Genomic DNA, 14,380 nt, shown 5'->3' with positions numbered 1-14,380 from the left:
TCGATTCTCCTTTTTCGTGGTGAGGAAATACGAAAAACGCGGATTGATGTCAATAATTATTCACGATATTTATGCAGAATATGTCTTTATCACATATTTAGATGGCATTAATTGGCTTGAAGTCTGGCTTAAATGCAGAGCTTTTTGTTGGTTAAAACATTTATGGAATTATCGAGTGGTGGCTGGAATATCGGCGGCATCGATAGAAAGGCGATGGCTCCTCAAAAGGGGGCGAATCGGCCGCAAAGGTTGCGAATCTGGACCCAAACTGGCAAAAGAGGTCAAATCGGAGGGTCGATAATGGCTGATCTTTTCGACTTGTTGCCTGAGCCGTCACCTAAGAAGGCTCAGACCGCTGGCAAGAAGTCTGCCCAATCAACTGCTTCCGCGCCTGCGGTTTCTGCAGAATCGGAGTACAATGCGTCGTCGATTGAGATCCTTGAGGGTCTCGAACCAGTTCGTCGCCGTCCAGGCATGTATATTGGCGGCACCGACGACAAGGCGATGCATCACCTATTTTCCGAAGTCATCGACAACTCGATGGACGAGGCGGTGGCAGGTCATGCCACTACCATTGAGGTCTCCCTCGATGAGAACGGGTTCGTGTCCGTTGCCGACAATGGTCGCGGCATTCCGGTTGATCCGCACCCGCAGTACAAGAACCAATCCGCCCTTGAGATCATCATGACCATGCTTCATGCGGGCGGTAAATTCGACGGAAAAGCATATGAGACCTCAGGTGGCCTGCACGGCGTAGGCGTTTCCGTGGTGAACGCACTCTCCGATGCCTTGATCGTTGAAGTTGCGCGCGGACGCAAACTCTATCGCCAGACCTTTTCGAGAGGCGTTCCCCAGACGGGGGTCATCGACCTTGGCCCTGTTCAAAATCGCAGGGGCACAACGGTGACCTTCCACCCAGATGCCGACATCTTCGGAGTCGGGGCGCACTTCGATGCTGCGCAGCTCTACCGGATGACGCGCTCTAAGGCCTATCTGTTCGGCGGGGTCAAAATTCACTGGTCTTGCCACCCTTCCAAGCTGGTCGGGAAGAAGGATATTCCAGAGAAGGCCGTCTTCCATTTTCCTGGCGGCCTGAAGGATTTCCTCGCGGCCGACATCGGCAGTGAACGTCAGGTTACGAAAGAGATGTTCTCCGGCACTGTTGGCAGCGCTGGCAAGCATGGATCGGTTGAGTGGGCCGTCACATGGTTCGGTGGCGACGGATTCGTCTCTTCTTATTGCAACACGATCCCGACCATCGACGGCGGCACGCACGAGGCTGGCCTTCGTACTGCGTTGTCACGCGGATTGCGAAACTTCGGTGAGATGGTCGGCAATAAGAAGGTGAGCGGCATTACGACGGACGACGTCATGATCTCCGCAGCCGCCATGCTCGCTGTCTATATCCGCGAGCCGGAATTCGTCGGTCAGACGAAGGATAGGCTGGCGACGGTCGAAGCGACGCGCATCGTCGAAAAGGCAGTGCAGGATCAGTTCGAACATTGGCTGACCTCCAACACCAATGAGGCAAACAAGCTTCTGGAGTGGGTGATCGACCGGATGGACGAGCGCCTGAAGCGCAAACAGGAGAAGGAGGTCAGCCGGAAATCGGCCACGAAGAAGCTTCGGCTACCAGGAAAGCTCGCCGATTGCGCCAACGGGTTCGCTGACGGAGCCGAACTCTTTATCGTCGAGGGAGACTCGGCAGGTGGCTCTGCCAAGCAGGCGCGAGACCGGAAGACGCAAGCCGTTCTTCCTCTGAGAGGCAAGATTTTGAACGTCGCGAGCGCTGGGCGGGACAAGATGACCGCGAATCAGCAGATTTCGGATTTGATCCAGGCGCTCGGAACGGGAACGCGTAGCAAGTACCGTGACGATGATTTGCGCTACAGCAAGATCATCATCATGACCGATGCGGACGTCGATGGTGCCCATATCGCGACCCTGCTGATTACCTTTTTCTATAAGGAGATGCCGCAGCTGATTGAGCGAGGGCACCTGTATCTGGCCGTACCACCGCTATACCGCATAAGCCAAGGCGGAAAAGTCGCTTATGCCAGAGATGATGCGCACAGGGAGCAACTCATAAAAAAGGAATTCAAGGGTAAGGGGAAAATCGAGATCGGCCGCTTCAAGGGGTTGGGCGAAATGATGGCCAGCCAGCTCAAGGAAACGACGATGGACCCGTCAAAACGAACACTTTTGAAAGTCCGAATCGGTCATGATGAGAAAGAAATCACTGATGAAATCGTGGAAAGCTTGATGGGCACAAACGCTTCTGAAAGATATCAGTGGCTCCAGACCCGCTCCTCCGTCGCTGAAGTCGACGACCTCGATATATGATCGGTCATATGTATGGTGATATCTAATTTGATATGAAAAATTTAAACATATTTTACCATACTTTAGGCGATAATCGCAGCTTAGGGGGTGATTTTAGAATTCTAATCCGTTAAATGAGATGTAACGGTTTCGAAATGGTGGTGGTGGCTTTTGGGGGCCTCTTTCGTAGACCGGAGTTTAGTGTTGCGACATGTGCTGTTGGAAAGGGATATCTGCTTTAAAGTAATTGGCTCGATTTATGTCTGATCGTTTAAGTTTTCCCATTGGGCGGACGAGTGCGTCTACTGTCGAAAAATCGAGCCATGCTTGTAGCTGATGTAAAAAGCTCAACTTGATCCGATGGCTGTTAGTACAAACAAGCGTGTCGCGCAAACGTTTAGGGAAACTAAATGGCAGAGACTCCAGAAAACACCGCCCTGATCGCTGATGACGACGAATATTTTCGTATGGCATTGAAATCGATCCTGACAAAACTCGATTTTACTAATGTCATCGAGACCGATTCATTGGACGCTGCTATTGATCGTCTTAGCGCTGTGAATGGTCAGGTGGCAATAGCCCTGTTCGACCTTGGCATGCCTGGCATCTCCAGCCCTGCCAGCCTTCGTGCGGTTAAGGAGGTCTATCCAGGCATCAAGATTGCGGTTGTTTCAGGGTCGACGAAGAAATCCGACATTATGTCAGCCATTGAAACGGGTGTTAACGGCTACGTGCCAAAAGGCCTAGGTGCTAAACAGCTGTCGGAAGCCCTAAAGCTGATTCTTGGCGGCATTGTGTACGTGCCTACCCTGATGGCGGAAGGAATGGCTTCAGAAGCAGAACCAAGCACCAATGCTCTGTCCGACAGCGACCAGAAACAAATTCTGGAAAAGCTTACGCCGCGTCAGGTGGACGTCCTGAAAATGCTGGTTGCTGGCAAGGCCACCAAGGAGATTGCCGCTGGGCTTGGTTTGAGCGAGGGAACCGTCAAAATTCATTTGAAGGCCCTCTTCAAGAGCCTGAATGTGCGCAACCGTGCGGCAGCTGCGGTCGCAGGCACCAAGATTCTGGTTGATAACGACCATCAGTAGTCTGGGTCCTGTGGATCATCATTTCCAGGTCGACACTTGAGAACTGGGAAGTTATAAGCCGCATAAACTGACCAATCGGTTCTGAGAATCCTGCAGAAATTCCCTGCAGGGTTCATGCCGATTGGCCTTTGAGGGCGTCTATTGTGATGCCCCTTGGAACACGTGCTCATGAGCATCTACACCGCAGAGGGGGCGAACAGCCCGCTATCCCTCGACGACGACGCTGGTGCGGTCGTCAAGGAACTTGTTGTTTTTCACAGCCTCGACAATCGATGGGCTGTAGAAACCCGTTACGTAACGGGGGTCAGGCTTGGGCAGACCATCACCCCGCTACCTGGGTCTGAAAGGCACGTATTGGGACTTGTGGACCTTCTGGGGACCATAGTCCCGGTTTTCTGTCTCTCAGAGCTTTTGGGCCTGGATCGAGACGCTACAGGTACTGGGATGTGCAATTTGGTCATTCTTGGTGAACATCGAACTGAGTTTGCCCTGCAATTTACGGGTAGGTCTTCGTTCGTGAAAGTTTCTGACGAACTCATCACCTATGGAAGCCCCGCGACTTTCCCTGAACCCAACTGGGTGGTCGGCCTGCTGAAGGATGGGACTACCGTCCTGGACGGCCGCGCCATATTAGACGACCGGAGTTTCACTGTTGGCCACTGAAATATCTTCCTCATCTCGCGCCTCTGAAGAAGGCGGAGATTTCATCCGATTGGAAACCCGTTCGCGAATTCCATGGTACCGGAGCCTTTTTGCTAAACTCTCGATGGGAATAATCGTGATTGCGCTGGCCATGGTCGCGAGCGTTTTGTTCGGGAATTTCACGTTCGATTATGTGCGCTCGGACTTGATAACCTCCAACAAATTGCAGGAGGCTAAGATTGGTTATCGAGTGAAAAGCCTCTTGGACCAGCTGATCGGCGGGACCAGCCCAGACAAGAAGATAGCCGAAGCCCAGATTCGCTCTTTCGTTTCGCGCGCTGATCAGATCATGTTTACGTTGGAAGATACTGAAAATCTGAAAGGAGGCTCTGCGACTTTCGAGATGACTCAAAAACTGAAGGAAACGTCAGATTATTGGCAAAATACCCTTCGGCCGATGATTCTCCAGAGCATTTTCAGTATGGAACGGCCGTCATTGCGTCCAAACTGGCACAATTTCAATGAGGTTGTCAGAACCTATACCGAGATGATAATTGAAAATGAGCGCCTCATTAATCGGTCGGCTATGGATCAAGTAAACAAAACGCGAAAGTTACAAACGGCTCTGTCGTTTGTGGCTCTCGGGATGATCCTGCTGATGCTTTGGATGATTCAGGACATATCCAAGCGCTCAAGGGAACTTGCCGTCATTTCAGATCGCATTGCCGATGGGCAGTTGAATATCCACGCACCAGTGGCTGGTGTCGATGAGTTGTCGCACCTGGGCGCATCTTTTAATGGTATGACAGCCAAGCTCGCGGGGATGATCGAAAGCGAGCGTAACGACAAGCTGTATCTTCAGAAAGTGATAGCGACGATCCGCGAAACGGCTGAGGCCCTCGCGGAATCTGCGTCCGAACTTCGTGACGGTGCTGCCAAACAGGCGCAAGGGATGAAGGGGCAGTCGGCGGAAATATCGAAGACCGTCGACAGCGTTCATAAAATTCAAGCCAAGACGAATGATGCCAATAAGACCGCCGAAGCTGTGGTTCAATCGTCTGGACGAGCTAAGGAAGTCAGTGAAGTTGGAAGAAAGGCCATCGATGAATCAGTGGAGGCGATGACTTCTGTCAAAACCACCTCGAACGCAATTGTCGATGGCATTCGTTCATTGAAAAACGACAGCAAGGCTATCGAGGAAATCGTCGCAGTGGTGAATGACATTGCCGACAAAACCAATATGCTTGCCTTGAATGCGTCCATTGAGGCATCCAGGGCAGGAGAGCAGGGGAGGGGCTTTACGGTCGTCGCAACGGAAATTCGTGCGCTGGCCGAGCAATCCAAGTCTACGACATCACAGGTTCGTCGCATCCTGAGCAAAATCAGCAAGCGCACGCAGGATGCGGTCTATTTGACGAGCCAAGGGAAAGAAACCGTCGAAAGGGCACTGGTGCTGGTGGAGCAAGCTGGAGACACCATTCGCACGCTGGAGGACATCATAGCTGAATCAGTCGATCTCGCCTCAAAGATTTCGGTGACGAGCCAGACGCAAACGAGCGGAATTAATCAGATACGCCAGGCAATCACACACATCAGTGAGGTCAGCGATCAAAATCTCGTAGCGACGCGCCAGAATGAGGAAATGGCCGTAAAGCTAAGCTCAATGGGTAATCGACTGAAAAACTTGACTGCGGTGACACCCGAGCAGCAGGCCTAACGACAAATGTCGGATGACCTCGTCGACAGACAACTCTTGATCCTCTTTTTCGAAGAGGCCAAGGAGAGAACTGTCGCTATCGAATCCAGCTTGCTCAAGCTCGAAAAGGCCGAGACACCCGCTGATCGCGAAGAAATCGTGATGAGTATCATGCGGGTAGCTCATAGTCTCAAGGGGTCATCCGGATTCGTGGAAATGCGATCCATCGAGAAGGCATGCCACTGGATGGAAGATGAGCTGACGGCCGTCAAAACGGGTAAAAAGAACCTCTGTAAGGAGATGTTCGAACGCTTGTTGATGGTCAATGATGCCATCAATCAATCGGCCAGGACGTCCCTTGCTGGAGCTGTGGACGAGTCGCTCGTCCGTGATGCTCTGGCATCGATCAAAAGCTCGAAGGCCAAGCCACAAATCGACAGGGCCAGTGAAAAGCCCGGTCTATCTGTGGTTCAGACGCCACTCCCTGTTGAACGTTCAGCCTCCCCTGTTGTTGCTGCACCAGCGAACGAGAGCATCCGCATTTCTCTCAGCAAGCTGGACGCGCTGCTGTATCGTAGCGAAGAGCTTTTGAAATCAAGAGAGCGGCTTTTGAAGCGTCGTCAAGAGGCTGCAGATCTCTATGAACTGGCGCTTGATTTCGACAAGGACCGTTCCAACAAGGTTCATGATCAACTCCTTTCCAAGATCATGTCTCTGACTGACAACTTGGACGAAGACTATCGAACCTTGGAGACGGCGACCTTCTTCCTTGAGGACGAGGTTCGGCGTGCTCGGACACAAGCCTTCAAGGACGCCTGCGTAGGGCTGTCTCGCGTCGTCAGGGATGCCTGTGGGAAATCGGGGAAAACTGCAGAACTGATTGTCGACGGGGATCATGTCGATATCGATCAATCCATTGTGCAGGGTATGAATGACATCCTGCGCCATCTTGTTCGCAACTCAATTGACCACGGGATTGAGAAGCCCGACGAGCGCGTCGATGTCGGCAAAAATCCAAGCGGAACCATTAGCGTCATAGCACGGACGACGGGAGATAGACTTCGCGTACAGGTCAAGGATGATGGTCGTGGCGTTCCTCTTCTCAGGCAGATAGCGGAAATCCGCAAAACCAGCACAGACGAACTGGAAGAGCGCCTTCTCATGCAGGAACTCTTCCGCCCAGGTTATACGACTGCCGCCTCGGTTACCGAGTTGTCCGGTCGAGGGGTTGGCCTCGACGTCGTGAAAAGAACTGTCGAGCGCTTGCGCGGCTATCTGGAAGTCTCATTGAATGAGGTGGGTGGTACGACTTTCACTATCGTTCTGCCTTTGTCTCTGACCGTTACTCGCGGCCTCGTTTTCAATGTCGCAGACCAGCGTTTTGCGATTGAGACCGCTACTGCACGCCGATTGATTAGACTTCCAGGTAGCTCAGTCCATCGGGATGGAAAGAAGCTGACTATCGAATACGGGACGCGACAGGTTCCAGCGCTCTACATCACTGAATGGTTGTTTGGCCATTTTTTCGATGCCCCAGAAAACGACGAATTTGATGTGGTCTTGATCGGCGACGACGACAACGAAATCGCTGTTTTGGTCAATCATGTCAGTGGCGAGCAGGAGTTGTTGGTCAGGCCACTCGGTCCACGCGCTTCTGGAAATCGAAAATACAATGGTGCTGCCACGCTCTCGAACGGAGAAATGATCCTGATCTTAAACCCCGTTGCTCTTCAGGAGGGGGCACTGGGGGTCAAAGCAGAGGGCAAATCTTTTTCGCATACCGTCCTTGTCGTGGATGATTCACCGACCGTTCGGAACGCCCATAAGCGACAACTTGAGGCTCGCGGGTTCGCCGTTGAGGTTACGGTGAATGGCTCAGAAGCGTGGGAAAAGCTCCAAACCCTGACGCCGGATATCATCGTCGCGGATGTCGATATGCCTGGGATGGATGGACTGACGCTCGCCGAGACTATCCGAGCCGATAAAGGTAAGAGAAAGATCCCGATCATCCTGGTCACGTCGAGGGCGAACAAGCGTGATCGGGAGCGTAGCAAAAAGGCCAAGGTCAACGCCTACATCATCAAGAATTCAGCCCAGCATGAAAGGCTTGGCGAGACCGTCAGTAAGATTCTGAGCAAAGCAAAGACATAAGCCTTACGCCCATCCCCATATGCGAATGAGCGACGGGATGATGAGTATGACGATCAGAACGGGCAGGAAAAAGATTACCATCGGGACGGTCAACTTGGGCGAAAGCGCCGCTGCCTTACGTTCCGCTTCTCGCATGCGCAGGCTTCTGCTTTCTTCGGCTAGAATGCGCAACGAACTTCCCAATGGAGTGCCATACCGTTCGGTTTGAATGAGAGCGGTGGTGGTTGCTCTGATTTCATCTGAGTCCGTTCTCGCAGCCAGATTTGCAAACGCCTGTTTGCGATCATGCAGATACGACAATTCGGCAGTCGTTATCGTCAGCTCTTCCGCAATGTCTTTTGAATAGCGGATCATATCATTGGCTGTTTTGCGGAAGGCGGCTTCAGTGCTCATGCCCGCCTCGACCGCGATCAGGAGGAGATCAAGCGTATCTGGCCATGCTCGGACCATCGCCTTCTTCCGTTTCATCGCCCGATTTTTCACGAATAAGGCTGGGATATAAAAACCCAGACAACTTGGTGCCCCTATTATGAAAGTCAGGAATGGTATCGGGACGTTCACTCTGAAGATGACCTTTACGTAGAAGAGGAGGATTATAAACACGACGATTGGAAAGATGACGCGAAACGCCTGAAAATTCGTCATGGCGCTAGGCCCACGAAATCCAGCCAACCTTAAAAGCCGGATAGCCTCTTCATCCGAGGTCACCTTGATGAAATCGGAGATGCGTGCCAGAAATTTCAGGATACGCTTTACCAGCGTTATCGAGGGTCGATTGATGCTCTCGCTCTGTTCCCTAAGGAATTCTCCCTGTCGATTTTGGCGATCCTCGTGAAGTTTTCGGAAGCGAATCTGGAAAGGATTTCGCTCCAGATAAGGCCAGGCGAGGCCTACTAGCGAGCAACTTACCGCAATCCCGATGAAAGCTGGTCGGAGCCATTCCATGGAAAAGAGTGACGAGACTTCCATATCAGAACTCGAAGTGCACCATCTTATAGATGATGAAAATGCCTATCATCATCCAAAGCCCTGAAAGGATCAGGGTGATCAATCCTGCTCGGGTCTGGAAAAGAAGAGCCAGATAGTCAGGGCTTGCAAAAAATACGATCCCGCCGACGATGAATGGAATTGACCCAATGATCGTCGCTGATGCGATTGCCTCAGAGCTGAGTGCTCGAACCTTCTCACGCATGTTTCTTCGGTCGCGAAGAATCTTCGACAAATTCGTCAGTGCTTCTGACAAAGAACCGCCCGTCTTGGATTGGCTGCCAATAACCGTCGCAAAGTAACTTGTCTCGTGGAGAGGGACACGATCAGCGAAACGATGGATTGAGATCTCCATTGGCAAGCCGAGAGCCAAGTCCTGACTGAGTTGTTTGAATTCAGATCGGACAGGCTCCGCAGTTTCGTTAGAGACGATTTTAATGCACTCACCGACTGGAAGGCCTGATTTCAAGCCACGTGCCATCATGTCTACGCCGTTCGTGAATTCAATGCTGAAACGCTTAAAGCGACGGCCGCGTAGATGAGCAACCGTCGCATATGGCAGGCCAATTCCGCCAGCTATGGCGAGAATTGCGGCCAAAATTATCGAGAGATTGAAGGCCCAAAAGCCGACAAACAGAAGGAACCCTGTGCCGAGACAGATTGATAGGTAATCCCTTTTAGTCCAAAATAACCCCGCCTGGCGCATTTTTGAAACCAGATTCGGTTTGGAAGTGTCTCTAGAGAATGAGCGCTGTTTTTCATCGATTTCGAGCAGTGTCTTTTCTACAGTTCGTTTCCATTTCTTGCCCTCTTCTATTTCCTTGAACATTCTCAGGTCGAAATTGAAGGCGGCAAGTCGGTGGTATCGCTCTCGAAATCGTGTCTTCTTGAAAATGTCGGGTCTCAAAAAGTAGACACCAAAGCAGGTAACGCAGATTGTTGTGAGGGCGAAGATGGTGAGCGCAAGGACGGTATCGCTCATCAGATGGTAAATTCCTCTGCGTAAGACTTCTCAAGCGCCGCTACAAGGCGGCGATCTTCATTGAAGTAGCGAGCACGATCCCAGAACGCAGGGCGGCTGATACCCGTTGAACGATGCTGACCAAGAACTCGACCCTCCTGGTCTTCGCCAGTGATGTCGTAGACGTAGAGATCTTGTGTGCTGACTACATCGCCTTCCATTCCGACGACTTCGGTAATGTGAGTGATCCGGCGAGAGCCATCCCGCAGGCGTGCGGCCTGGATGATGACGTCGACGGAAGACACTATCATCCGCCTTATAGTCGAAGCTGGCAGACTTGCGCCTCCCATGGATATCATCGCTTCAATACGTGAGATCGCTTCACGCGGAGAATTGGCATGAAGTGTCCCCATAGAGCCGTCGTGTCCGGTGTTCATGGCTTGCAGGAGGTCGAAAGCTTCGACTCCGCGTACCTCACCGACGATGATCCGCTCAGGTCGCATACGCAGGCAATTTCGAACGAGGTCGCGCATTGTCACCTCGCCTTCACCTTCGATGTTGGGCGGTCTTGTCTCAAGACGCACCACATGCGGCTGCTGCAATTGCAGTTCGGCCGTATCCTCGCAGGTGATAATTCGCTCCCTGCGATCAATGTAACGGGTCAGGCAGTTCAGTAACGTGGTCTTGCCGGAGCCAGTGCCGCCTGAGACGAGGACGTTACAGCGGACCCTGCCGATGATCTTGAGGATTTCGGCTCCTTCTTCCGTTACCGAACCCATGGTGACCAGCTGGTCGAGCGTGAGCTTATCCCGTTTGAACTTTCGAATTGTCAGAGATGGACCGTCGATAGCGAGCGGTGGGGCGATCACGTTCACACGCGATCCATCCGGCAAGCGAGCGTCACAAATAGGACTAGCATCATCCACGCGGCGACCAACCTGGTTCACCATGCGTTGGCAGATGTTCAACAGCTGTTCATTGTCGCGGAAGCGAATATCGGTTGCCTCCATGACGCCGTTGACTTCGATGAAAATGGAATTCGCTCCATTCACCATTATGTCGGCGATGTCGTCACGAGCCAGAAGAGGCTCCAGCGGGCCATAGCCAAGAATGTCATTCGTAATGTCGTCGATTAGTTCCGCCTGCTCGGTGTTGGAAATCGCGATTTTGCGAAGGGATATGATCTCATTCGCATAGCGGGCAATCTCTGCCCGCGCTTGCGATTCTTCCATTTGAGACAAACGGGCGACGTCAAGAGTTTCGATGAGTCCTGTAAAGACGACGCGCTTTTGGAGATAATAATGCTCGATCTTATCTCCTTTGATCGACGCCTCAGCGTCCTTTATTTCGGACCCAGGATTCGTGACATACCCATCGTTCTCCTCATGAAAGGAGTGATGAGGTTCTTCCGCGATTTCTTTTCGTCCGAACATCGGTCGCCTGAAACAAAAAAGGGTGAGCGGACGTTAATCCGCTCTAGTGCAAGGTGGATGCTATAGAAGAGGCCAGTTAGTTGGGCGCAGGCAGGGTATTGGCGATGTTCTGAAATACGTCGCGAAGGTCGTTACCGATCAGGCCAACAGATGTGATAATCACCACAGCGATCAGGCCCGCAATCAATCCATATTCGATTGCGGTTGCGCCGCGCTCATCTTTGATGAGTTTGGTGATGAACGTTGCCATTTGGGGTTTCCTTCATTTTATGGCCAGCTTGAGGATGCGGTGTGCATCCGGTGTTGGTGGCGAACATATGAGGACTTTTTTCACCAAAATCTATTCAGACAGATGGCCGTACCCTCTCTGGAAAAATGCACTCCCGATGGACTATTCCGAAAGGGATAGTTGGAGATAGCTCTAAAACTGTGTAGGTCTTCATTAAGGAAATATGGACTTGTCGACCCATGCGGGCATTTATGAAGCCAATCCTCGCCGTGACGGTGGGGGCAGCATCCCTTGCATTTGGAGCATCCGCTTCAGCCGCCGCTGACGGCGCGCGATATAGCAATCCCAATGCCATCGATCTCACTGTTACGGTTGATTTCGCAGAGATTGTAAAACTCGACCAACCTGTATCGACCGTTATTATAGGAAATTCCGGGGTTCTCGATGCCAATCTGGCCAATCCAGAAATGATGGTGCTGACAGGGAAGGCCGCAGGCGTCACCAATCTCTTCTTGGTCAATGGAGATCACACCATCGAGTATCTGGTTGAGGTGGTGTCATCGCGCCGCAAGTTGACGACTGTCCATCAAGGGGCAAAGATTCAAACCTACCAGTGCGGGGTGGACTGCAGGCCTGTCTTGTCTATTGGCGACTCACCAGAACACTTCGATGCGGCTAAATCGCAGATCGATTCCCGAAGCAAGTTTTCGGAGATAGAGGGAAAAGGACCAGCTCCGCTGGTGAATCACCCGATGCTGAATCAGTAAGGAAGTTGCCTGCTGGCCTCGATGTTGAAGCTGACGTCAATCATCGGGATGGTCAGAGTGATCGGCTGCCGCAGAACGATCTCGCGGTATTTGATGTTGTCTTGTTTCCCGACAGAACCCGAGACCTTTATCTGAGCAGGGTCTCCGTAGCGGTAGTGAATTCTGAGCCAGGTTTCAGTATCTCTCAGGAGTTGCGCTCTGTTGATGTCTTGCTCTCCGTAGGAGATGAACAGGTATCGGGCAAGCTCATCTGCGACGGCCTGAAGGCTGTGATACGTGTAAAAAGCGCGGCCAGTCTCAAAAGTGCCAAACACAAGCATCAAGATCGCAGGCAGAATCAGCGCAAACTCAATTGCTGTCGTACCATTCGTGGAATCGACAAGCCTTCTGATCATTCAATTTGAACTTCGATTGCGTTCGTTATTTTATATTCCGGGATCAAGATGCCATTGAATTTAGTCCCGCCGGTTATCCGGTAGAAAATGCTGGGCGCGACAGACATCGGGCAGCTGAGTTCACAACTGATTTTGGACATTTGGCCCGCTTCACTTTCGTCTGGGCAGGCGCAATAACGGATAGCTTTGTACTCAAAATTCAGGCTACCCGAAAACTGCTTTCGCGCCTTGAATGTGTTTAGGACGTCAGTTATTTTCTTCGTGCCGGGATCGCTCATCGCCGTCTGAGCTGCCATACGCAACGCACTATTTACGTCAGCGCGCTCGTAAAATAACTGACCAACATCGACCATTCCCACCAAGGCTGTCGCCACGATGGGTGCAATGATTGCGAATTCTACCGCAGCTGAGCCGGAATTGTCTCGAAGGAGGCTCTTGAGGAATTGCATCACTGTATGCGCTTGATCAGTCGGCCCCATAAAGACAAAGGTCTTGGTGCCTTTGTCGACATGGAATCGGAACGGTGTCGGGTCAGCAGATTTGCAATATCCGCCATGGCTTTTGATGTCGCACTTTTAGGCGCAGTTTCGTAAATGGTTCTCCCATTATTGGCGGCTTTTCCAAAAATATTTGCGTCGAAACCAACTGTCACGGAAGGGTTCAGTCTGACGGCGGCAGCAAAATCTTGTCGGTTGATTTCAGGCCGCTTCGGCATGCCCACTTGATTTAAAACAAGCAAGGGCAGGGGGTCATTAGGTCGGGTGCGGACACAATGTTCAACCAATTGCTTGGTGTTTTTCATCGAGCTGAGATCAGGCGTAGCGGTGAGGATGATGTCGTCAGCCGCCTTTAGGAACTGGGCTTCGCGTTCAGACCAGGTCGTTGGTAGATCAATGATCGCATGACAAGCACTGGCATGGATGGCGTCGACTATGTCGGTTACGAACTGTTTCCCGACTGAAAACACTTGGTCGAAACTGGCACCAGCACCGATGACACGGAGGTTCTTGCTATAACGGATAGATATCCGGTCAAGGAAGCCTTCATCTATGTTGTTCTGGTTCGACAACATCTCTTCAGCGCCGTGGTCGTTGTCGATGTTTAGGTTGATTGCCGCCGTTCCAAATGGGTAATCGACGTCAATCAGCATGATATTGCTGGTGGAATCCTGCGAAAGGATAGACGCCACATTATGCGCTATTGTGGAGGACCCTGATCCGCCTCGCGTGCCATAAAAGGCACTGATACGGCCCAGCTTCTGCTTCTTCTTTTCAGAGTAAATTTTGGAAATCGAAGAAAGCAGTTCTTTGTCTGACACAGGGGAGACCAGGTAGTCGTCCACTCCCTGTTCCATGAGGGTGCGATAAGTCGAGATGTCATTGAACGGGCCAATGACGATGACGTTTGTATTTTGCGGGCACTGGGAGGCCAGCCGATTTAGATGGCCAAACATCGCCTCTCGTTCGACGTCGGCTTCAAGAATGATCAGATTTGGGGTTTTATTAGTGGCATAGTGCTCGGCCGCTTTGCTGACGCCGTTCCCCTGAAAAGCAACCTTTGTCTTCGACAAGCGTCGATCATCTGCAACGACATGCATCGCTTCGTTCGCATTTTCAGACACCAAAAAGGTATCGATAGAAATACGGGGCAGGTATTGGACGTTTTGGCCAAAGGCTTGAGTCGCTTGTGGCTGCGGGGAGGTCACT

Annotated in this window: 13 protein-coding genes; 6 read left to right on the top strand and 7 right to left on the bottom strand. The window is 51.8% G+C overall.

Going from position 1 to position 14,380, the window contains the following annotated elements:
* Positions 1-300 precede the first annotated feature (300 nt).
* From parE to QU595_RS12180, 5 genes are all read left to right on the top strand, one after another.
* Positions 301-2,343, top strand: a complete 2,043-nt coding sequence (parE, locus tag QU595_RS12200) for a DNA topoisomerase IV subunit B (protein ID WP_315922274.1) — start codon at positions 301-303, stop codon at positions 2,341-2,343.
* Between the two features lie 389 nt (positions 2,344-2,732).
* Positions 2,733-3,413, top strand: a complete 681-nt coding sequence (locus tag QU595_RS12195) for a response regulator transcription factor (protein WP_315922272.1) — start codon at positions 2,733-2,735, stop codon at positions 3,411-3,413.
* Positions 3,414-3,581: 168 nt separating this feature from the next.
* On the top strand, positions 3,582-4,076 hold the full coding sequence (locus QU595_RS12190) for a chemotaxis protein CheW (protein WP_315922270.1): 495 nt from the start codon (positions 3,582-3,584) through the stop codon (positions 4,074-4,076).
* A complete protein-coding gene (locus QU595_RS12185) occupies positions 4,066-5,772 on the top strand; it encodes a methyl-accepting chemotaxis protein (RefSeq protein WP_315922268.1) in 1,707 nt (568 codons plus the stop codon). Before QU595_RS12190 ends, QU595_RS12185 begins: the two co-directional genes overlap by 11 nt.
* Positions 5,773-5,778: 6 nt before the next feature.
* Positions 5,779-7,902: a response regulator gene (locus QU595_RS12180; protein ID WP_315922266.1), complete on the top strand. Its 2,124-nt coding sequence runs from the start codon at positions 5,779-5,781 to the stop codon at positions 7,900-7,902.
* 3 nt (positions 7,903-7,905) lie between these two features.
* Here the strand turns inward: QU595_RS12180 and QU595_RS12175 are convergent, their stop codons facing one another.
* The 4 genes from QU595_RS12175 to QU595_RS12160 form a co-directional block, all read right to left on the bottom strand.
* Complete coding sequence (locus QU595_RS12175; protein WP_315922264.1) at positions 7,906-8,871, bottom strand: type II secretion system F family protein; 966 nt, start codon at positions 8,869-8,871, stop codon at positions 7,906-7,908.
* Position 8,872: 1 nt separating this feature from the next.
* Positions 8,873-9,871 carry a type II secretion system F family protein gene (locus QU595_RS12170; RefSeq protein ID WP_315922262.1) on the bottom strand — a complete coding sequence of 333 codons (999 nt, stop codon included), beginning with the start codon at positions 9,869-9,871 and terminating at the stop codon, positions 8,873-8,875.
* Positions 9,871-11,283 (bottom strand): CpaF family protein, encoded by a 1,413-nt coding sequence (locus QU595_RS12165; RefSeq protein WP_315922260.1) that lies wholly within the window; start codon positions 11,281-11,283, stop codon positions 9,871-9,873. The genes QU595_RS12170 and QU595_RS12165 overlap by 1 nt, the downstream gene beginning before the upstream one ends.
* 76 nt (positions 11,284-11,359) lie before the next feature.
* On the bottom strand, positions 11,360-11,533 hold the full coding sequence (locus QU595_RS12160) for a Flp family type IVb pilin (protein ID WP_315922258.1): 174 nt from the start codon (positions 11,531-11,533) through the stop codon (positions 11,360-11,362).
* 230 nt (positions 11,534-11,763) lie between these two features.
* On the opposite strand from QU595_RS12160, the gene QU595_RS12155 reads away from it, so the two are divergent.
* A complete protein-coding gene (locus QU595_RS12155; RefSeq protein WP_315922256.1) occupies positions 11,764-12,279 on the top strand; it encodes a pilus assembly protein N-terminal domain-containing protein in 516 nt (171 codons plus the stop codon).
* Here the strand turns inward: QU595_RS12155 and QU595_RS12150 are convergent.
* The 3 genes from QU595_RS12150 to QU595_RS12140 are packed head-to-tail and all read right to left on the bottom strand — an operon-like array spanning position 12,273 to position 14,379.
* Positions 12,273-12,674, bottom strand: coding sequence for a pilus assembly protein (locus QU595_RS12150; RefSeq protein WP_315922254.1), 402 nt, complete (start codon positions 12,672-12,674; stop codon positions 12,273-12,275). The two genes, QU595_RS12155 and QU595_RS12150, sit on opposite strands and share 7 nt — an antisense overlap.
* Positions 12,671-13,123 carry a TadE/TadG family type IV pilus assembly protein gene (locus QU595_RS12145; protein ID WP_315922252.1) on the bottom strand — a complete coding sequence of 151 codons (453 nt, stop codon included), beginning with the start codon at positions 13,121-13,123 and terminating at the stop codon, positions 12,671-12,673. Before QU595_RS12145 ends, QU595_RS12150 begins: the two co-directional genes overlap by 4 nt.
* On the bottom strand, positions 13,123-14,379 hold the full coding sequence (locus tag QU595_RS12140; RefSeq protein ID WP_315922250.1) for an AAA family ATPase: 1,257 nt from the start codon (positions 14,377-14,379) through the stop codon (positions 13,123-13,125). The genes QU595_RS12145 and QU595_RS12140 overlap by 1 nt, the downstream gene beginning before the upstream one ends.
* Position 14,380: the final 1 nt, after the last annotated feature.

Source organism: Mesorhizobium sp. SP-1A, from assembly GCF_032460275.1.
Taxonomy (GTDB): Bacteria; Pseudomonadota; Alphaproteobacteria; order Rhizobiales; family Rhizobiaceae; genus Mesorhizobium.
The sequence above is the reverse complement of the archived record's forward strand: the minus strand, read 5'-3'. Positions and strand labels throughout refer to the sequence as shown.